15 protein-coding genes and 1 pseudogene are annotated in these 18,022 nt (G+C 67.8%); 10 read left to right on the top strand and 6 right to left on the bottom strand.

What is annotated here, in order from left to right; translation table 11 throughout:
• Positions 1-183: 183 nt before the first annotated feature.
• The 3 genes from ACVMK0_RS04355 to aroQ all read left to right on the top strand — a co-directional run bounded on the left by ACVMK0_RS04355 (position 184) and on the right by aroQ (position 3,563).
• Positions 184-2,097, top strand: coding sequence for a glutamine--tRNA ligase/YqeY domain fusion protein (locus tag ACVMK0_RS04355; protein WP_476464424.1), 1,914 nt, complete (start codon positions 184-186; stop codon positions 2,095-2,097).
• 99 nt (positions 2,098-2,196) lie between these two features.
• Positions 2,197-3,102 carry a DMT family transporter gene (locus tag ACVMK0_RS04350; RefSeq protein WP_045535320.1) on the top strand — a complete coding sequence of 302 codons (906 nt, stop codon included), beginning with the start codon at positions 2,197-2,199 and terminating at the stop codon, positions 3,100-3,102.
• A complete protein-coding gene (aroQ, locus tag ACVMK0_RS04345; RefSeq protein WP_045535319.1) occupies positions 3,099-3,563 on the top strand; it encodes a type II 3-dehydroquinate dehydratase in 465 nt (154 codons plus the stop codon). The genes ACVMK0_RS04350 and aroQ overlap by 4 nt, the downstream gene beginning before the upstream one ends.
• Before the next feature lie 19 nt (positions 3,564-3,582).
• Here aroQ and aroC read toward each other — a convergent pair whose 3' ends face one another.
• Entirely contained in the window at positions 3,583-4,689 is a 1,107-nt protein-coding gene (gene aroC / locus ACVMK0_RS04340; RefSeq protein ID WP_476464423.1) for a chorismate synthase, read from the bottom strand.
• Positions 4,690-4,747: 58 nt separating this feature from the next.
• A complete protein-coding gene (locus ACVMK0_RS04335; RefSeq protein ID WP_045535317.1) occupies positions 4,748-5,209 on the bottom strand; it encodes a CBS domain-containing protein in 462 nt (153 codons plus the stop codon).
• Positions 5,210-5,309: 100 nt separating this feature from the next.
• On the opposite strand from ACVMK0_RS04335, the gene ACVMK0_RS04330 reads away from it, so the two are divergent.
• Complete coding sequence (locus ACVMK0_RS04330; RefSeq protein WP_045535315.1) at positions 5,310-6,611, top strand: O-acetylhomoserine aminocarboxypropyltransferase; 1,302 nt, start codon at positions 5,310-5,312, stop codon at positions 6,609-6,611.
• Between the two features lie 4 nt (positions 6,612-6,615).
• Positions 6,616-7,428 carry an alpha/beta fold hydrolase gene (locus tag ACVMK0_RS04325; protein ID WP_476464422.1) on the top strand — a complete coding sequence of 271 codons (813 nt, stop codon included), beginning with the start codon at positions 6,616-6,618 and terminating at the stop codon, positions 7,426-7,428.
• A 26-nt stretch (positions 7,429-7,454) separates the two neighbouring features.
• Here ACVMK0_RS04325 and ACVMK0_RS04320 read toward each other — a convergent pair whose 3' ends face one another.
• Entirely contained in the window at positions 7,455-8,684 is a 1,230-nt protein-coding gene (locus tag ACVMK0_RS04320) for a YihY family inner membrane protein (protein ID WP_476464421.1), read from the bottom strand.
• 63 nt (positions 8,685-8,747) lie between these two features.
• Between ACVMK0_RS04320 and ACVMK0_RS04315 the strand changes: the two genes are divergently transcribed.
• From ACVMK0_RS04315 to ACVMK0_RS04300, 4 genes are read left to right on the top strand one after another with little or no spacing between them, the layout of a single operon-like run.
• Positions 8,748-9,287 carry a DUF2069 domain-containing protein gene (locus ACVMK0_RS04315; protein WP_250960004.1) on the top strand — a complete coding sequence of 180 codons (540 nt, stop codon included), beginning with the start codon at positions 8,748-8,750 and terminating at the stop codon, positions 9,285-9,287.
• Positions 9,288-9,339: 52 nt separating this feature from the next.
• Positions 9,340-10,806, top strand: a complete 1,467-nt coding sequence (locus tag ACVMK0_RS04310) for an FAD-binding oxidoreductase (RefSeq protein ID WP_476464420.1) — start codon at positions 9,340-9,342, stop codon at positions 10,804-10,806.
• Positions 10,803-11,633, top strand: coding sequence for a thymidylate synthase (locus tag ACVMK0_RS04305; RefSeq protein ID WP_045535307.1), 831 nt, complete (start codon positions 10,803-10,805; stop codon positions 11,631-11,633). Before ACVMK0_RS04310 ends, ACVMK0_RS04305 begins: the two co-directional genes overlap by 4 nt.
• Before the next feature lie 25 nt (positions 11,634-11,658).
• Entirely contained in the window at positions 11,659-12,555 is an 897-nt protein-coding gene (locus ACVMK0_RS04300; RefSeq protein ID WP_476464419.1) for a DMT family transporter, read from the top strand.
• Positions 12,556-12,781: 226 nt separating this feature from the next.
• Here ACVMK0_RS04300 and ACVMK0_RS04295 read toward each other — a convergent pair whose 3' ends face one another.
• Positions 12,782-14,362, bottom strand: a complete 1,581-nt coding sequence (locus tag ACVMK0_RS04295) for an IS91-like element ISCR22 family transposase (RefSeq protein ID WP_011798713.1) — start codon at positions 14,360-14,362, stop codon at positions 12,782-12,784.
• Positions 14,363-14,422: 60 nt separating this feature from the next.
• On the opposite strand from ACVMK0_RS04295, the pseudogene ACVMK0_RS04290 reads away from it, so the two are divergent.
• Positions 14,423-14,599: pseudogene (locus ACVMK0_RS04290) on the top strand (hemerythrin domain-containing protein); the annotation flags it as partial.
• Between the two features lie 420 nt (positions 14,600-15,019).
• On the opposite strand, the gene ACVMK0_RS04285 reads toward ACVMK0_RS04290, so the two are convergent.
• Together ACVMK0_RS04285 and ACVMK0_RS04280 are read right to left on the bottom strand one after the other, a co-directional pair.
• Positions 15,020-15,247: a DUF2933 domain-containing protein gene (locus tag ACVMK0_RS04285; RefSeq protein WP_476464418.1), complete on the bottom strand. Its 228-nt coding sequence runs from the start codon at positions 15,245-15,247 to the stop codon at positions 15,020-15,022.
• Entirely contained in the window at positions 15,244-17,754 is a 2,511-nt protein-coding gene (locus tag ACVMK0_RS04280; RefSeq protein WP_476464417.1) for a heavy metal translocating P-type ATPase, read from the bottom strand. Before ACVMK0_RS04280 ends, ACVMK0_RS04285 begins: the two co-directional genes overlap by 4 nt.
• Between the last annotated feature and the right edge of the window lie 268 nt (positions 17,755-18,022).

Here is an 18,022-nt window from a genome sequence, read left to right as displayed (position 1 = left end):
GTGGGGAACAAGCCCCACTAAAAAAGCCTCGCAACGCCTGAGACACGCGACTGTCCACCTGGACAGCGAAGCGTTGGGAACCCGTGATTCTAACACCACACGCTTCTTTGCACCCGTGAGCCTGCAAGCCCGACAAGCCCTCCCCAGTCACCCCAGCAGTGCCCCAGCCCCTAAAATCGGCCCATGAGTTCTCACCCTGCCGCCCCCCCTGCCCCACCCACCCGGCCCGCTAGCCCTCCCGCCAGCCAGACTGCCAGCGCGCCCCAAGCACCCGAAGCCAAGCCCAGCAACTTCCTGCGCCAGATCATTGAGCACGACCTGCAAGCCGGCACCTACGCCAGCCGGCGCTGGGGCGGCAGCCCTGGCGATGCGGCGCACCACGCCGCCGGTGTGCCCGACCCGGCGCGCATCCGCACCCGTTTCCCGCCCGAGCCCAACGGCTACCTGCACATTGGGCACGCCAAAAGCATCTGCCTCAACTTCGGGCTGGCGCGCGACTACGGCGGTGTCTGCCACCTGCGCTTCGACGACACCAACCCCGAAAAAGAGGAGCAGGAATACGTCGATGCCATCGACGCGGCGGTGCGCTGGCTCGGCTTTGACTGGCAATCCCACTGCGCCGGTCGCATCGAAGAACACCGCTACTTTGCCAGCGACTACTTCGACTTCATGTACCGCGCCGCCGAATACCTGGTGCAGGCTGGGCACGCCTACGTGGACGAGCAAAGCGCAGAGGCCATGCGCGCCCACCGCGGCGACTTCAACCGCCCCGGCACCAACAGCCCCTACCGCAGCCGCAGCCCGGCCGACAACCTCGAGCGCCTGCGCCAGATGCGCGCCGGCCTGCACCCCGACGGCTCCATGGTCTTGCGCGCCAAGATCGACATGGCCAGCCCCAACCTGAATCTGCGCGACCCGGCGCTGTACCGCATCCGCCGCGCCACCCACCACCGCAGCGGCGACGCCTGGTGCATCTACCCGATGTACACCTACGCGCACCCGATCGAAGACGCGCTCGAGCAAATCACGCACAGCATCTGCACGCTCGAATTTGAAGACCAGCGCCCCTTTTACGACTGGCTGCTCGAGCGCTTGGCCGAAGGCGGCTTGCTGCAACACCCGCTGCCGCGCCAGTACGAGTTCGCGCGTCTCAACCTCACCTACGTGCTCACCAGCAAGCGCAAACTGGCGCAACTGGTCAATGAGGGCCGCGTGCGCGGCTGGGACGACCCGCGCCTGCCCACCTTGGCCGGGCTGCGCCGGCGCGGCTACACCCCGAGCGCGATTCGCCTCTTTGCCGAGCGCATCGGCGCGAGCAAGAGTGACTCTTGGATCGACTACGCCAGCCTCGAGGGCTGCCTGCGCGATGACCTGGAGCACAGCGCGCCCCGGGCCATGGCGGTGCTGGATCCGCTCAAGCTGGTACTGAGCAACTGGGCCGAGCTGCACGGCAACCCCGAGCACACCGAAAGCTGCACCCTGCCCGCGCTGCCGCACACCCCCGAGGGCCAGAGCGCGCTGGCGCCGCGCCAGTTTTTGCTGGGGCGCGAGCTGTGGATCGAGCGCGACGACTTTGCCCCCATGCCCCCCAAAGGCTACAAGCGCCTGCACCCGCCGCAGCCCGACCCCAAAGATCCCACCCAGTGCAGCCCCGGCAGCCGGGTGCGCCTCAAGGGCGCCTACGTGATCGAGTGCACCGGCTTCGAGACCGACGCCAGCGGCCACGTGACCGCAGTTCACGCCGTGCTGCTGCCCGGCACCAAGAGCGGCAGCCCGGGCGCCGACAGCGTCAAGGCCAAGGCCGCCATCACCTGGGTGGCCGCGGCCGACGCCGTGGCCGCCGAGGTGCGCCTGTACGAGCGCCTGTTCAACAGCGCCCAGCCCGAAGCCGGTGGGGCCGATTTTCTGCAGGCCCTCAACCCCGACAGCCTGCAGGTGCGCCAGGCTTGGCTCGAGCCCACGCTGGCGCAGGCGCAGCCCGAGCAGCGCTTTCAGTTCGAGCGCCACGGCTACTTTGTCGCCGACCGGCACGACCACCGCCCCGGCCAACTGGTGTTCAACCGCATCGCCGCGCTCAAGGATTCGTGGGGCAAGTGAGGCCGGGCATGTAAGGCCGGGCCCGCGAAGCCCTGCCACAAAGCCGGCGCAGCACGGGTGGCGCAGCACCGGCGCTGGGTATGAGCGACAATCGCTGCGATGCGCATGCCCCTCGCCGCCGAATTCCTGCTCTTGGCTGCCCTCTGGGGCTCTTCGTTTTTGTTCATGATGCTGGGCGCGGCCGAGTTTGGGCCTTGGGCCACGGCCGGCCTGCGCGTGAGCGTGGCGGCGGCGGCGCTGTTGCCGCTGCTGCTGCTGGCTGGGCACTGGCGCCTGCTGCGCACCCACGCCGGGGCGATTTTTGTTTCGGGGCTGCTGAGCTCGGCCTTGCCCTTTGCGCTCTTTGCTTGGGCGCTGCTGTCGATCTCGACCGGCTTGTCGGCCATCTTGAACGCCACCACACCGCTTTTTGGCGCGCTGGTGGCTTGGCTGTGGCTGCGCGAGCGCCTACCGGCCGGGCGCGCGCTGGGGCTGGCGGTGGGCTTTGCCGGCGTGCTGCTGCTCTCGTGGCCCAAGGCCGATTTTGCCGGCGGCGGCACCGGCTGGGCGGTGCTGGCGTGCCTAGGGGCCACGCTGTGCTACGGGCTGGCCGCCAGCCACCACCGGCGGTATTTGAGCGACGTGCCGCCGCTGGTGATCGCCGGCGGCAGCCAAGCCGGGGCGGCGCTGGCGCTGGCGCTGCCCATGGCCTGGTTCTGGCCGGCACAGACCCCCAGCCTAGGTGCTTGGGGCGCGGTGGTGGCGGTCGGGCTGCTGTGTTCGGCGCTGGCTTACCTGCTGTTTTTTCGCCTGATCGCCCGCGCCGGGGCCAGCAAGGCGCTCACCGTGACCTTTCTGATCCCGGTTTTTGCGCTCATCTACGGCGCGCTGCTGCTCGGTGAGGCGATCACGCTGAGCATGGTGGCCGGCGGCGGCGTGATCCTGCTCGGCGTGCTGCTGGCCACCGGCGCCCTGCGCTGGCCCGCTCCCCAACGCAGCGAAAACCAAGCACAATCCGAGCCATGAAAAAAATCCTGCTCCTCAACGGCCCCAACCTGAACCTGCTGGGCACGCGCGAGCCCGAGCTCTACGGCCACACCACGCTGGCCGACGTGCAGGCGGCATTCGAGCGCACCGCCGCCCAGTTGGGCTACGCTGCCGAATGCCTGCAAAGCAACTGGGAAGGTGCGCTGATCGACAAGCTGCACGAGTACGGTCGCCTGCAACGTGAGGGTTTGGCGCTGGGCTGCGTGTTCAACCCCGGCGCCTACACCCACACCTCGGTGGCGCTGCACGACGCGGTCAAGGGCGTGCCCCAGCTGCCGGTGATCGAATGCCACATCTCGAACGTGCACGCGCGCGAACCCTTCCGGCAACATTCGTACCTCTCGCCTGCCGCGGCCGGGATCGTGATCGGCTTCGGGGTCGAGGGCTACCAGATCGCGCTCGAGGCGCTGGTGCGCAAATACGGGGCTGGCGGGGCCTGAGCCACAGGCGCAAAAGCGCTCAACCCGGCGCCGGTGCCGCCGCCGCAATCGGCCCCTGCTCCAGCCGCACATCGCCGCACTGGGCACGGTGGCGCAGCGCGTGGTCCATCAGCACCAGCGCCAGCAAGGCCTCGGCAATCGGCACCGCACGCAGGCCCACGCAGGGGTCGTGGCGGCCCTTGGTGAGCACTTCGGTCGGCTGGCCTTGCATGTCGATCGAAGGCCGCGGCAGCAAAATCGAGCTGGTGGGCTTGATCGCCAGCGCGACCTCGATGTCTTGGCCGCTGCTGATGCCGCCCAGCACGCCCCCGGCCTTGTTGCCAACGAAGCCGGCCGCCGTGAGCGCGTCGCCGTGCGTGCTGCCCAGATCGGCCACACAGCCAAAACCGGCCCCGATCTCCACCCCTTTGACGGCGTTGAGGCCCATCATGGCGTAAGCGATGTCGGCGTCGAGCTTGTCGTAAATCGGCTGGCCCAGCCCGGCTGGCACCCCTTGCGCGCTCACGCGCAGCCGCGCCCCGCAAGAGTCACCGCGCTTGCGCAAGTCGTGCAGGTACTGCTCCAGCGCCGACACATCCGAGACCGGGGCAAAAAACGGGTTGTGCCCCACGTGCTCCCAGCCCTCGAAGGGGATTTCGAGCGCGCCCAGCGCCGTCAGGCAGCCGCGAAAAGCAATGCCGTGCTGCTGCTGCAGCCACTTTTTGGCCACGGCCCCGGCGGCCACCGTGGGCGCGGTCAGGCGCGCCGACGAGCGGCCACCACCGCGCGGGTCGCGCAGACCGTATTTGCGCCAGTAGCTGTAGTCGGCGTGGCCGGGACGGAAGGTCTGGACGATCTCGCCGTAGTCTTTGCTGCGCGCGTCGGCATTGGGGATCAACAGCGCGATCGGGGTGCCGGTGGTCTGGCCTTGATAGACGCCGCTGAGGATCTGCACCTGGTCGGGCTCTTTGCGCTGCGTCACAAAGGCGCTGGTGCCGGGGCGGCGCCGATCCAGCTCGGGCTGAATGTCGGCCTCGCTCAAGGGCATGCCCGGCGGGCAGCCGTCGATCACGCAGCCGATGGCCGGGCCGTGGGATTCACCAAAGTTGGTGACGCAAAACAGGGTGCCGAAGGTGTTGCCGCTCATGCGGGCAGATTATCCCGGATTGCGGGTGCAGAGCCAATGGCTCCCGCTTCCCAGCCTCTTAGGCCTTATCGGCCGGCTGCGCTTCTTCCTCGGGCCAGTCGCGGATGTAGGCCTTGAGCATTTTGTTTTCGAAGTTTTGCGCTTCCACCACCGCCTTGGCCACGTCGTAGAAGCTGATCACGCCCATGAGCATGCGCTCGTCCATCACCGGCATGTAGCGGGAGTGCTTTTGCAGCATCAGCGGCCGCACCTGCTCGAGGTCGGTCTGGCTGGTGCAGCTCATGGGGTGGTCGTCCATCACCGCGCGCACGCTGCCGGTGCCGCAGTTGCCGCCGTTGCGCGCCACCGTGTGCAGCACCTCGCGAAAGGTGAGCATGCCCACCAGCTCGCCGTATTCCATCACGGCCAGCGAACCGATGTCGAGCTCGGCCATGGTCTGCACCGCTTGGCTTAGGGGTGCGTCGGGGGAAATGGTGTAGAGCGTACCGCCCTTGACGCGCAAAATGTCGCTGACCTTCATCGCTAAACTCCTGTATGGGCCGACCCCGGCTCGGGCTCAAATATAGCCCACAATGGGGCGCAGATCACCCCCCGCAAACCCGACCCGAGGACAAACCCCCATGAGTGGCCCCGCCGACCCCGGTTTCGACACCCTGACCCTGCACGCCGGCGCCGCCCCCGACCCCGGCACCGGTGCCCGCGCGCTGCCGATCCACCTGAGCACCTCGTTCGTGTTCGAGTCTTGCGACCACGCGGCGGCGCTGTTCAACCTCGAGCGCGCCGGCCACGTCTATAGCCGCATCAGCAACCCGACCAACGCCGTGCTCGAGCAGCGCGTGGCCGCGCTCGAAGGCGGCATCGGGGCCATTGCCACCGCCAGCGGGCAGGCGGCGCTGCATCTGGCGGTGGCCACCCTGACGGGCGCTGGGGGGCATCTGGTGGCCTCGAGCGCGCTCTACGGCGGCAGCCACAACCTGCTGCAACACACGCTGCGCCGCTTTGGCATCGAAACCACCTTCGTGGCACCGGCCGACCTCGATGGCTGGCGCGCCGCCGTGCGCCCCAATACCCGGCTGTTGTTTGGCGAGACGCTGGGCAACCCGGGGCTGGACGTGCTCGACGTGCCCGCCGTGGCGCAGATCGCGCACGACGCCGGCCTGCCGCTGCTGCTCGACAGCACGCTCACCACCCCGTGGCTGATGCAGCCGCTGGCGCTGGGCGCCGACCTGGTGCTGCACTCGGCCACCAAGTTTCTGAGCGGCCACGGCACCGTGATCGGCGGCGTGCTGGTCGATGGCGGCAGCTTCGACTGGGAGCGCGCCGGGCGCCACCCCGAGCTGTGCGCGCCCTACGCCGGCTTTCACGACATGGTCTTCAGCGAAGAATCCACGGTCGGCGCTTTTTTGTTGCGCGCCCGCCGCGAGGGGCTGCGCGACTTCGGCGCCTGCCTGAGCCCGCACAGCGCCTGGCTGATCTTGCAAGGCATCGAAACCCTGCCGCTGCGCATGGCGCGCCACATCAGCAACACCGCCGAGGTGGTGCAGTTTTTGGCGCGCCACCCCTTCGTGGGCCGGGTTGGGCACCCGCTGCTCGAGTCGCACCCCAGCCACGCGCTGGCCCAGCGGCTGCTGCCGCGCGGCGCCGGCAGCGTGTTCAGCTTCGACCTCAAGGGCAGCCGCGCCCAAGGCCGCGCCTTCATCGAGGCGCTGCAGCTATTCAGCCACCTGGCCAATGTGGGCGACTGCCGCAGCCTCGTCATCCACCCGGCCAGCACCACCCACTTTCGCCTCAACGACGCCGAACTGGCGGCGGCCAGCATCGGCGCCGGCACCATCCGGCTGTCGATCGGGCTCGAAGACCCAGCCGACCTGATCGACGACCTCAAGCGCGCCCTCAAGGTGGCAGAAAAGGCAGGAGGCTAAAACCATGTTGATCGACCTGCCCAGCGGCCCCCTGTACGCCTACACCGGCGGCCGCCCCTTGGCGCCGCAGCGCCCGACCGTGGTCTTCATCCACGGCGTGCTCAACGACCACAGCGTCTGGATTTTGCAAAGCCGCTACCTCGCGCACCACGGCTTCAACGTGCTGGCCATCGACCTGCCTGGCCACGGCCGCAGCGGCGGCGCGGCGCCGGCGAGCGTGGAGGAAGCCGCCGCCAGCGTGCTGGCGCTGCTGGATGCGCTGCAGATCGAGCAAGCGGCGCTGGTCGGGCACAGCTGGGGCTCGCTGATCGCGCTGCACGCCAGCGCCACGGCGCCGCAGCGGATCAGCCACTTGGCGCTGGTGGGCAGCGCCTACCCCATGCGCGTCGCGCCCGCCCTGCTGCAGCAAGCGCAAGAGCAGCCGCTGCAAGCCATCGAGCGCATCAACCAGTACAGCCACAGCAGCTTGGCCAGCGGGCCGTCGGTGCTCGGCCCCGGCACGTGGCTGCGCGGCTGCGCGCGCGCCCTGATGCGCCGCGTGCTGGCCAGCAACCCCCAAACCAACCTGCTGCAACGGGGCTTTGCGGCCTGCGACCGCTACGACCAAGGCCTGCAAGCGCTGCAGCGCCTGAGCCGCCCGGTGTTGTTCATTTTGGGCCAGCACGACCAGATGACGCCACCCAAAGCGGCGCAAAGTTTGATCGACGCCGCCCCAACGGGCAGCCGCGTGCTGCGTCTGCCCGCAGGCCACGCCCTGATGAGCGAAGCCCCCGAGGCGGTGCTGCAAGGCCTGCGCGGCTACCTGCCGCCACCCTGAACAGGTGCCGTGATCAGGCGCCCTGATCAGACACCGTGCTGCGGCAGCAGATCGGCCAGCCGCGCCTCGCTCCAGCGGCTGCGCTGCCACAGCGCCAGCGTGCTGGGCGCGACCGGCAGCAGCAGGCTTTGCAGCAGCGGCGAGGCAGCGGTCTGCACCGGATCGACCAACAATACGAAGCGCTCACCGCCTTCGTCGAGCCGCCCGACCCAGTCGAGCGCCTGCAGCGCCTCCAGCGGGGCTTCGAGCTGCAGCGTATCGACGCGCAGCCTTCCTGCCAGCGCGTCCAGCGGCAGGCCGCGCCCCCCGGCTTGGCGCTCGAGCTGCAGCTGCGCCAGCGCCTCCAGCGCCAGTTGCATGTGCCAGCCCGGTGCGTCGCCGCGCCGCGCCACCCCGGCCAGCAGGCTGGGCAGATAAGCCGCCACCACCGCGCCCAGCAGCACGATCACCCACACCAGATAGACCCAGAACAGCAAAATGGGCAGCGTGGCCAGCGTGCCATAGAGCAGCGAGAGCGTGGGCATGGCCACCAGATACCAAGCCAGCAGGCCCTTGACCAGCTCGACCCCAAGGGCCGCAAACAGGCCGCCGGCGAGCGCATGGCTCCAGCGCACGCTGGCGTTGGGCACGTAGCGAAACATGGCCCCGATGGCCAGCACGATCACCGCAAACTCCAGCCCCTCCAGCAGCGTAAACAGCAGCCCGTGCACGCCCTGCACCCAGCCCTGCGAGACCGAGAGCGCATACGAGCTCAGGCTCAGGCTCAGGCCGATGAGCAACGGGCCCAGCGTCAGCAGGCTCCAATAGATCAGCAGCCGCTGCATGAACGAGCGCATGCGGCGCACGCGCCAGATTTCATTGAGCTTGAGGTCGATCGACCAGACCATCACCAGCACCGTGAGCAGCAGCCCCACCGCCCCGACCACGCCCATCTGTGTGGCGTGGGCCGAAAACTGCGACAGGTACTGCGCCATGGGCTCGGCGATGTGCGGCGGAATCAGGCCGCTGAGCAGCCACTGGCGCACCTGCAGCTCGACGCGGGCAAAGGCCGGAAACAGGCTGAACACGGCCAGCGCCACGGTGATGAAAGGCACCAAGGCAAAGGCGGTGGTGAACGACAGACTGGCGGCAGCGTTGCTCAGGTCGTCGGCGCGAAAGCGCGCGCGCAGCGTCTGTACCGTGGTGCGCCACGGGAAGTGCAGCAGCCCGTCCCACAGGGTCTGGGCCGGTCGGCGCAAGATTTGGGCCGCGCCCATGGCCCCAGATGACAGTTTGGATGCCCGCATGGCGCTATCATGCCACCGTCTTTGCCCCACTCCATGAACCCAAGCCCCTCCCCCGATTTCGACGGCACTGCCGCGCACCTCGCGCTCGTATCCACCCCACCCTCGGCTGCTGCGCGGCGCACGCGGTTCATCGCCGTGGCCAGCGTGCTGGCGCTGATCGTGCTCGGCCTGGCCTGGGAGCTGTGGCTGGCACCGCTGCGCGAGGGTGGCTCGTGGTGGGCGCTCAAGGTGCTGCCGCTGCTGCTGCCGCTGCCGGGCCTGCTGCGCCTGCGCATGTACACCTACCGCTGGGTGAGCCTGCTGGTGTGGCTCTACTTCCTCGAGGGCGTGGTGCGCGCCACCACCGAAGCCGGCTGGTCGCAAGCGCTGGCCACGATTCAGGTGCTGCTGTGCGTGGCGCTGTTCACAGCCTGCGCCATGCACATCAAGCTGCGGCTGCAAGCAGCCAAGGCCATGCGCGATGCGACGGCGGCTCAGGAAACAGCTCAGGCGGCAAGTGCATCTGGAGCTGGCGTAGCCGAGGCCGGCGCGGACGATCCCGGCCAGCGCAAGGGCGGTCCGGCGGGTTCATGATCAGGCCCATGATCCGGCCCATAACCCACCCGGCGACCCGCCCCTGCACCCCATGAGCGGCCCAACCCCCGACCCCTTGCTCGAGGCCCTGCGCGCCTGCGTCGGCGCCGCCCACGTGCTGGCCCCCGACGCGCCAGCAGCCGAACTCGAGCCCTTCGAGCGCGACTGGCGCGGCCGCCAGCGCGGGCGCGCGCGCGCCGTGGTGCGCCCGGGCAGCACGGCGCAAGTGGCGGCCGTGGTGCGCGCCTGCGCCGCCGCCGGGGCCCCGATCGTGCCCCAAGGCGGCAACACCGGGCTGGTGCTGGGCGGCGTGCCCGACCCCAGCGGCACCGAGGTGCTGCTGTGCACCCGGCGCCTGAACCGCATCCGCGCCCTCGATGTGGCCAACCACAGCCTCACGCTCGAGGCCGGCTGCGTGCTGCAAACGGCGCAGCAGGCCGCAGCCGAGGCCGGCCTGTGGCTGCCGCTGAGCTTGGCTTCGGAGGGCAGCTGCACCATCGGCGGCAATCTGGCCACCAACGCCGGCGGCACCCAGGTGCTGCGCTTTGGCAACGCACGCGATCTGTGTCTGGGGCTCGAAGTGGTGTGCCCCGATGGCGCCATCTGGCACGGGCTGAGCGGCCTGCGCAAAGACAACACCGGCTACGACCTGCGCCACCTCTACATCGGCAGCGAAGGCACGCTAGGCATCATCACCGCCGCCACGCTCAAGCTGCAGCCGCAACCGGCGGCCCAAGGCTGCGCCTGGGTGGGCGTGCCCTCGCTGCCCGCTGCGCTGGAGCTGCTGGCGCTGGCGCAGCGCACGCTGGGTCCGGGCTTGAGCGGCTTTGAGCTCATGGGCCAACTGGCGCTGCAACTGGTGGCGCAGCACCTGCCCGCGCTGCGCCCGCCGCTGTGGCCCGATTGGCCCTACTGCGTGCTGATCGAGCTGAGCGAAAGCGCGGACTCTGAAACGCAGATGCAGGCCCGCTTGCAGTCCTTGCTGCAAAGCGCGCTGCAGCAGGGTTGCGCTGGCGATGCCGTGCTGGCCGAATCGCTGGCGCAGGCGCAGCGGCTCTGGCACGTGCGCGAGAGCATCCCGCTGGCGCAAGCGCAAGAAGGGCTCAACGCCAAGCACGACATCAGCCTGCCGATCTCGCGCATCCCCGCCTTTTGCGCCGAGGCCGAGGCCCTGCTGGCGCAGACCCTGCCGGGTGCGCGCTTGGTCAACTTTGGCCATCTGGGCGACGGCAACCTGCACTTCAATGTGCAGTGCCCCGCCGGGGCCGACGCCGCCGCCTTTTTGCGCCTGCACGAGGCGCGCATCAACGCGCTGGTGTTCGACTGCGTGCAGAGCCACGGCGGCTCGATCAGCGCCGAGCACGGCATCGGCACCTTGCGCGCCGCCACCCTGCCGCGCTACAAAGACGTGCAAGCGCTGACCCTGATGCGCCAGATCAAGCAGGCGCTGGACCCACAGGGCTTGCTCAACCCCGGGCGGGTGCTGGCGCGGCCCTTGCCGGATAATCCCCCCCCATGAGCCCGCGCCCCATCCGCACCCCCTACGAAGACCTGCTGCGCCACGTCATGCAACACGGCGTGGCCAAGGGCGACCGCACCGGCACCGGCACGCGCAGCGTGTTTGGGCACCAGCTGCGTTTCGATTTGAGCGAAGGCCTGCCCGTGGTCACCACCAAAAAGGTGTACCTCAAGGCCGTGATCGTCGAGCTGCTGTGGTTTTTGCAGGGCGGGCGCAACGTGCGCTGGCTGCAAGAGCGCGGCTGCACCATCTGGGACGAATGGGCCGGCCCCGACGGCGACCTCGGGCCGGTTTACGGCGTGCAGTGGCGCAGCTGGCCCACCCCCGAGGGCGGCCAGATCGACCAGATCGCCGAGCTCGTGCAACAGCTCAAAAGCAACCCCGACAGCCGCCGCCTGCTGGTCAGCGCCTGGAACGTGGCCGCGCTGCCGCAGATGGCGCTCATGCCCTGCCACGTGCTGTTTCAGTTTTACGTGGCTCCGGCCACGGCGCAGGGGCGCCCGCGCCTGAGCTGCCAGCTCTACCAGCGCAGCGCCGATCTGTTCCTCGGCGTGCCCTTCAACCTCGCCAGCTACGCGCTGCTCACGCACATGCTGGCGCAGCAGTGCGATTTCGAGCCCGGCGACTTCATCTGGTGCGGCGGCGACTGCCACATTTACGACAACCACCTCGAGCAAGTGCAGCTGCAACTCAGCCGCCCGGCCTACCCTTTCCCGCGCTTGCAGCTCAAGCGCCGCCCGCCTTCGATCTTCGACTACGAGCTGGCCGACTTCGAACTGCTCGACTACCAGCACCACCCAGCCATCAAGGCGCCGGTCGCGGTCTAAGCCCTTAAGCACCTAAACCGCCCCCATGCTCAGCCGCCAGCAATTGGTCGGGCTGGTCGCGCTCACGCTGATGTGGGGCGTCAACTGGCCGATGATGAAGCTCTCGCTGCAAGAGCTCACGCCGCTGTATTTCCGTGCCTTCACCATGACCGGCGGCACGCTCTGGCTGGCGGTGTTTTTTTATCTGCGCGGCGTGCGCATGGTGCCCTACGGCGCGTCGGAGTGGCGCAGCATCGTCACCTTGGGCCTGCCCAATCTGCTCGGCTGGCACACGCTGTCGATCTTTGGCGTGCAGGCGCTGGCCAGCGGGCGCGCCGCCATTTTGGGCTTTACCATGCCGGTCTGGACGGTGCTGCTGGGCGCGCTGTTCTTTGGCCAGCGCCTGACGCGGCGCAGCGTGGCGGCGGCGCTGGCGGTGCTGCTGGCCGTGACCCTGCTGCTGGCCGACGAATGGGGCAACCTCGCCGGCAGCCCCTTTGGCGTCGTCGTCATGCTCGGGGCGGCGATCTGCTGGGCCATCGGCACGCTGATGATGCGCCGCGCCCAGCTCACGCTGCCGGTGGAGGCGCTCACCGTCTGGATGATGGCGCTCACCAGCGTCTGCATGTGGCTCATGGCGGCGGCCAGCGAACCGTGGCCGCAGTTCCAGTTCAGCGTGCCGATGTGGATCAGCCTGGCCTACGGCGTGGTGTTCAACTACGGCTTTGCCCAGATCATCTGGTTTTCGCTCGCGCGCCACCTGCCGCCGGCCACCAGCGCCATGAGCGTGATGCTCGTGCCCCTGATCGGCACCGCCAGCGCCACCCTGATCATGAACGAATGGCCGCGCTGGCAAGACGGCGTGGCGGTGCTCTGCGTCATGGTGGCGATTGCGGCGGTGCTGCTGCCGCCGGGCAGCCTGCGCCGGGCTTGGCCGCGCTAAACCCGCCTCAAGCGCGCCGCCGCCAAGCCGGGGATAGGAAATCCAACCGCATGAGCGCAAGTATGGCACACGTTTGGGGCGTCTCAGGCATGCACACAGGGGGCTGCTGGGTTGATTTCTCAAAGCCAGTTGCCCGAGATTTTTCGGTATGACCCGTTTTTGGCGGTGACAGGCGCAGCGCTGCCTCGCAACGTTGGCAAAACCACTGTTAACCGCTGTTGCCACCCTACCAACTGACGCGCTGATCGACCTCGAAGTCCGGGGCCGGTTGGGTCGCTTCATCCCAGTCTGGGGCTGGCTCCACGCCCTCTGCGGCTTGCGCGTCGCACTCGTCCCACAGTGGCGGCCCGCGTGCCGGGGTGATGTGCGGCGGCTCCGTCTCCACCCCGATGTGCTCCAGTATTTGGCGGATATCGGCACTGTGTGTGATGAAGGCGATGATGTGCATTTGCCCGCCGCAGATGGGGCACAGCAGCGGGAACACCTCGTAGATACGGGCCATCAGCACCGCCCACAAATAGTGCGCCGGGCGCTTGGGTGGCACCGGCTGGGCGGGCTCGGTCTGGGTTGGCAGTGGGCTTCTTACCCCAAGTGCGCCCTCGCCTGCAGCCGTGCTGGCTGGCTCGGCTTGCACCTGCGCCGGTTTCACCGCTGCATCACGCGCCAGCGCCGTGACGGCAGGCCTCAAGGGTGAGTTCGGTGCCAGCACGCCAAAGTAGCGGTGGCGGTGCGTGCGCGGCGGGGGCACCAGCTTGGCGATACGTTCAATCAGCTCCAGCGGGGTGAGGGTGATCTCATCGGCCTTTACGCCGCGCTTGTTGTGAGGCAGGCTGCCGGGCTCGCTGTGCTGCTTGGCGCAGCGGTAGACCAGCTCGCTGCCCGCTTTGCGCAGCCGCTCCATGGCAAACGGCGGGCGGGCGCAGTAGCGCAGCAGCCGCTCCAGCCCGGCGCGGTCGTGCGCCGCTATGCACACGCTGGTGTCCGCCGAAAACCCGCTGTGCTTGTAGCCCAGCATCTCTTGGGCCTCGAAACTCTCCAGCAGGCCCCGTCCGACAAAGGCGCGCAGGATGCGTTTGCGTAAGCTGGCCTGCACCTGACCCACGGCATCCGCAGTCACGCCGGTGGCGGGGTGGAAGATGATGCGCGATGGTGAGCTTTGAGAAGCTGCATCAGCAGCATCGCCCTCCTCGCCCGCCACTTCCTCAAACACGCCATCGACTGCGCAGACATGGAAGTGCACATGCTCGTTCAGACTGGAGCCAAAGCGGTGGATGAAGGCGACTGCGCCTATGTGCAGTGCTGCCTTGTCCACATTGGCCGCACCAGGGCTGTTGGCTTGCAGCGTTTGCGCGATGACGCGTAGGAAGATGCGCAGCACCATGCCCAGCACCGGGCCCTCTCGCTGCATGTAGTACCGCAGCCGTTTGGGCACCGACAGCACCCACTGGCGCACCGGCAGGCGGGGAAACACATGGTCGGTGAGGTGTGCCGCCGTCTCAGCCATGCGCCGGGTGTTGCATGAGGGGCAGACACCCCTGCCTTTGCACGAGAAGGCGACCAGGAAGTCGTGTCCGCAGTCGTCGCAGCGGGCGCGGGCAAAGCCGTGGGCGAAGATGCCGCACTCCAGATATTTCTCGAACGCTTTGCGCACGTAGGGCCTGGGGCTGTGGTGGTCGCCCTGGCCCTCAAATTGACCCTCGCAAGCCAGCTCCAGCCAGCTCTCGTAGTGCTCGGCCACGGTTTGGTAGAGCAGAGTGCGTTCGGGGTGGCGGGGGTTGTAGCGCTTGGGTTTGGCGGTGGCTGGCATGAATACTGCGCAAATACACAGTATTTTGCAGACTTCTCCTCAGCCGTGTGAACGCTGGTCAGGCGGGAGACCCTGGCGCGCCAGATCTGCCAGATGCTGACCGTCCATGCGACGATCGAGGAAGAGATCTTCTACCCGGCGGCCCGGCTCGACGAGGCCGAAGTCGAGCACGCGAGCGCAAAGGAGCTCATCGCGCAGATCGAGCTGATGAAGGCGAGCGACCCGCTCTACGACGCTAACTGTCATGACCAGGACCGGGCACCCTGGACGATGGAAGACACTTGGGCGTGCGGGCCAGCGTGGGTAGAGGTCGGTCAATTCTTTGATGGCACTCGACCGCGATCGCTAACTTGACCCGCTGCCGACCACTCGTACCCAGGATTGCCTGCGGGCGATATCCGGTGCCTTTCGGTCCTGGTTGCGCCTGACAGCCCACATTAAATAGAGCCGCCGGGCTTGCCCGGCAGGCCGTTGGTCGGCGGCACCTGCGCGGGCCCGCACGCTTGTGAGCGGCGAGCGCCAGCACCCCGCCAAGACCAAGGGCGCCCATCCCGGAAGCGATCACGATACTGCGTCGGGTAATAGTCATCTTCATTTCGTCCTGTCCTGCAAGTGGCGCCATGGCACGGCGCGGTTGGTGCCTTGCCATGGATGTCTTCAGTGTCGACCGCTTCCATGGCCGCGATGCATGAAGACATGCATCAACAGGCAGATCGCGAGCGGCAACAGCAGCGGCAAGCTGGCCAGCAGATGCACGCGGTGCTCGAAGGCGAGCGCCAGCCCCGCACCGGCGAGCACGATGCAGATCGCCAGTCCGGCCGGGGAGCGTAGAAGACCCGCAATCCCGCGGCCCCCGGGCGGTGCCGGTTTCGGATGTTCTGTCATTTCCTGACCTCCAGCTTGGCGCGCTTCAGCAGCAGTGAATTGCCGATGACCGACAGCGAGCTTGCAGTCATGGCGATGACGCCGATCATGGGGTGCAGCAGGCCCAGAGCGGCAACCGGGATCGCAGCGAGGTTGTAGAACCACGCCCAGAACAGGTTCTCGACGATCTTGCGGAAGGTGGCCTTTGACAGCCGGATCGCCTCAACCACCTTGGTCAGCTCACCTGTGACAAGAGTCACATCGGCGGCCTCGATTGCGACATCCGCGCCCGCGCCGATGGCGATGCCGACATTGGCCTGTTTCAGCGCGGGCGCGTCGTTGATCCCGTCACCGACCATGGCGACATGCTGGCCGTGCTTTTCCTGCAATTCGCGGATGGCCTCGACCTTGCCTTCCGGCAGCACGCCGGCCCTGATCTCGTCAAGCCCGACCTGTGAGGCGACGTATTTCGCCGTGCGCTCGTTGTCGCCCGTGACCATGACGACATGAATGCCCAGATCGTGCATCGCCGCGATGGCAGCTTTCGAGTCTTCCTTCACCGTATCCGCCACCGCGACGAGCCCCGCAGCCTTGTCGCCGATGGCGACCAGCATCGCGGTCTTGCCCTCGGTCTCCAGCGCGACCAGCCGCTCTTCCAGCGCATCGGGCGCGATCCCGGCCTCGTTCAATAGCCGACGGCTGCCCACCCGCACGGTTTCATTGTCAACCTCGCCCTGCACACCGCGCGCGGTGATCGACTTGAACTGCGTGACCTCGGGCACGTCCAGCCCGCGCTCGCGCGCCCCGGTCACGATGGCCTGCGCCAGCGGGTGTTCGGACCCCGCCTCGACCGAGGCGGCAGCGCGCAGCACCTGTGCCTCATCGAACCCCGGCAGGGCATGGACATCGGTCAGCGCGGGCTTGCCGCGCGTGATCGTGCCAGTCTTGTCCAGCACGACCACCTTGATGTCCTTCAAGGTCTGGATCGCCTCGCCCGAGCGGATCAGCACGCCGCGCTCTGCACCCATGCCTGAGCCCACCATCAGCGCCGTGGGCGTGGCCAGCCCCAGCGCACAGGGGCAGGCGATGACCAGCACCGCAACACCCGAGAGCACGCCGACCATGAGCGGCGAAAGCTCGGGATTGACCCAGGGCAGGAAGCCCGCGCCCCAGTCCAGCACCGGCCGCAGGCTTTCGCCGAAGACCAGCCACATGGCGAAGCTGGCAAGGCTGACCACGAGCACCGCAGGCACGAACCTGCCGGTGACCCGGTCGGCGAATTCCTGGATCGGCACTTTCGAGCCCTGCGCCTCCTCGACCAGCCGGATGACCTGCGCCAGAAACGTGTCTGCGCCGACCCGCGTGGCGCGGACCTTCAGCAGCCCCTCCTTGTTGATCGTGGCGCCGATCACCGTATCGCCCGGTCCCTTTTCGATGGGAACGGACTCACCGGTGGCGATGGATTCGTCGAGATGGCTGTTGCCGTCCACGATCTCGCCATCGGTCGGCACCTTGGCGCCCGGACGCACGAGCATGACATCGCCCACGTCAAGCTCGGACACCGGCATCTCGACCTCGGCGCCATCACGCAGAACCGTCGCGGTCTTGGCGCCCATCGTGATCAGACGCTTGATCGCCTGGCTGGCCCGGCCCTTGGCGCGGGTTTCCAGATAACGGCCCAGCAGATGGAACGTCATGATCGTCGCCGCCATCTCGATGAACGAGGTCATCGGATAGACAAAGCCGATCAACCCGATCAGATAGGGCGGCAGGCTGCCCATCGAGATCAGCACGTCCATGTTCGCCGTGCGGTTGGTCAGCGAGCGCCAGGCCGAGACATGCGTGGCCCAGCCGCCGCGCAGAAAGACCACCGGAAAGGCCAACAGCGCGACGATCAGAAGGTAGCCGGGGATCGGCTGCCAGAACATGTGCGGGACCATGATCAGCATGATCAGCGATGCCGGAATCGCCGCGAACCACAGGCGGCTCCAGGCCTGCGCCAGATAGCGGTCCTCCGAGCCCTCGGCCTCCGGCGCGCGGCGCGATGTTGCTGTCTCGACCGCGTCGACCTCGTAGCCCGCGCTTTCAACCGCTTTGCGGATCGCCTGAGCATCGGTTTGTGTGCCGTCAAAGCGCACCCGCACCCGGTGGCTGGCGATGCTGGTCGAGACATCGGCGATCCCCGGCAGGCGGCGGATCGATTCTGACACGATCCCGGCGCAGTGATCGCTGCCCATCCCGGGCACGATCAGGCGAACCTCCGTCGCCCCGCTCCTTGCAACCTCTGAAACGGCATCGACCTCGTAGCCCGCGCGCTCGACCGCTTTCCTCAGCGCAGCCGCATCGACCTGGGAGGGGTCAAAGGCCACTTCGGCGCGGTGACTTGCAATGCTGGTGCGGATCTCACCAACGCCTTCCAGACGGCTCAGAGATGTCTTGACGATCCCGGCGCAATGATCGCTGCCCATGCCGGGAATGGTGAGCGTGGCAGTGGCGTGTTCGCTTGGTGTCTGAACTTTGGTGTTCATGTGGGGTCTCCCGTATTCTTTTGCGCCCGAAAGAGCGTGATTGCGCCGGACGGGGTGGCGAAGCTGACCGTCTCTTCGACCGGATCGAAACCCGCCTCCTGCATCAGCGTCGGCAGGGGATAGGAAATCCAACCGCATGAGCACAAGTATGGCACACGTTTGGGGCGTCTCAGGCATGCACACAGGGGACTGCTGGGTTGATTTCTCAAAGCCAGTTGCCCGAGATTTTTCGGTATGACCCGTTTTTGGCGGTGACAGGCGCAGCGCT

The organism is Serpentinimonas sp. SSL01 (genome assembly GCF_056323735.1).
Note: the sequence above shows the minus strand (reverse complement) of the source record. Positions and strands in the feature narration are given on the sequence as shown.

Bases quoted from the DNA above. Each gene is read 5' to 3' on its own strand.
- aroC (WP_476464423.1), bottom strand. From the start codon at position 4,689: ATGAGCGGCAACACCTTCGGCACCCTGTTTTGCGTCACCAACTTTGGT.
- ACVMK0_RS04310 (WP_476464420.1), top strand. From the start codon at position 9,340: ATGAGCGGCCCAACCCCCGACCCCTTGCTCGAGGCCCTGCGCGCCTGC.
- ACVMK0_RS04325 (WP_476464422.1), top strand. From the start codon at position 6,616: ATGTTGATCGACCTGCCCAGCGGCCCCCTGTACGCCTACACCGGCGGC.
- ACVMK0_RS04285 (WP_476464418.1), bottom strand. From the start codon at position 15,247: ATGACAGAACATCCGAAACCGGCACCGCCCGGGGGCCGCGGGATTGCG.
- aroQ (WP_045535319.1), top strand. From the start codon at position 3,099: ATGAAAAAAATCCTGCTCCTCAACGGCCCCAACCTGAACCTGCTGGGC.
- ACVMK0_RS04335 (WP_045535317.1), bottom strand. From the start codon at position 5,209: ATGAAGGTCAGCGACATTTTGCGCGTCAAGGGCGGTACGCTCTACACC.
- ACVMK0_RS04330 (WP_045535315.1), top strand. From the start codon at position 5,310: ATGAGTGGCCCCGCCGACCCCGGTTTCGACACCCTGACCCTGCACGCC.
- ACVMK0_RS04280 (WP_476464417.1), bottom strand. From the start codon at position 17,754: ATGAACACCAAAGTTCAGACACCAAGCGAACACGCCACTGCCACGCTC.
- ACVMK0_RS04355 (WP_476464424.1), top strand. From the start codon at position 184: ATGAGTTCTCACCCTGCCGCCCCCCCTGCCCCACCCACCCGGCCCGCT.
- ACVMK0_RS04300 (WP_476464419.1), top strand. From the start codon at position 11,659: ATGCTCAGCCGCCAGCAATTGGTCGGGCTGGTCGCGCTCACGCTGATG.
- ACVMK0_RS04295 (WP_011798713.1), bottom strand. From the start codon at position 14,362: ATGCCAGCCACCGCCAAACCCAAGCGCTACAACCCCCGCCACCCCGAA.
- ACVMK0_RS04315 (WP_250960004.1), top strand. From the start codon at position 8,748: ATGAACCCAAGCCCCTCCCCCGATTTCGACGGCACTGCCGCGCACCTC.
- ACVMK0_RS04320 (WP_476464421.1), bottom strand. From the start codon at position 8,684: ATGGGCGCGGCCCAAATCTTGCGCCGACCGGCCCAGACCCTGTGGGAC.
- ACVMK0_RS04305 (WP_045535307.1), top strand. From the start codon at position 10,803: ATGAGCCCGCGCCCCATCCGCACCCCCTACGAAGACCTGCTGCGCCAC.
- ACVMK0_RS04350 (WP_045535320.1), top strand. From the start codon at position 2,197: ATGCGCATGCCCCTCGCCGCCGAATTCCTGCTCTTGGCTGCCCTCTGG.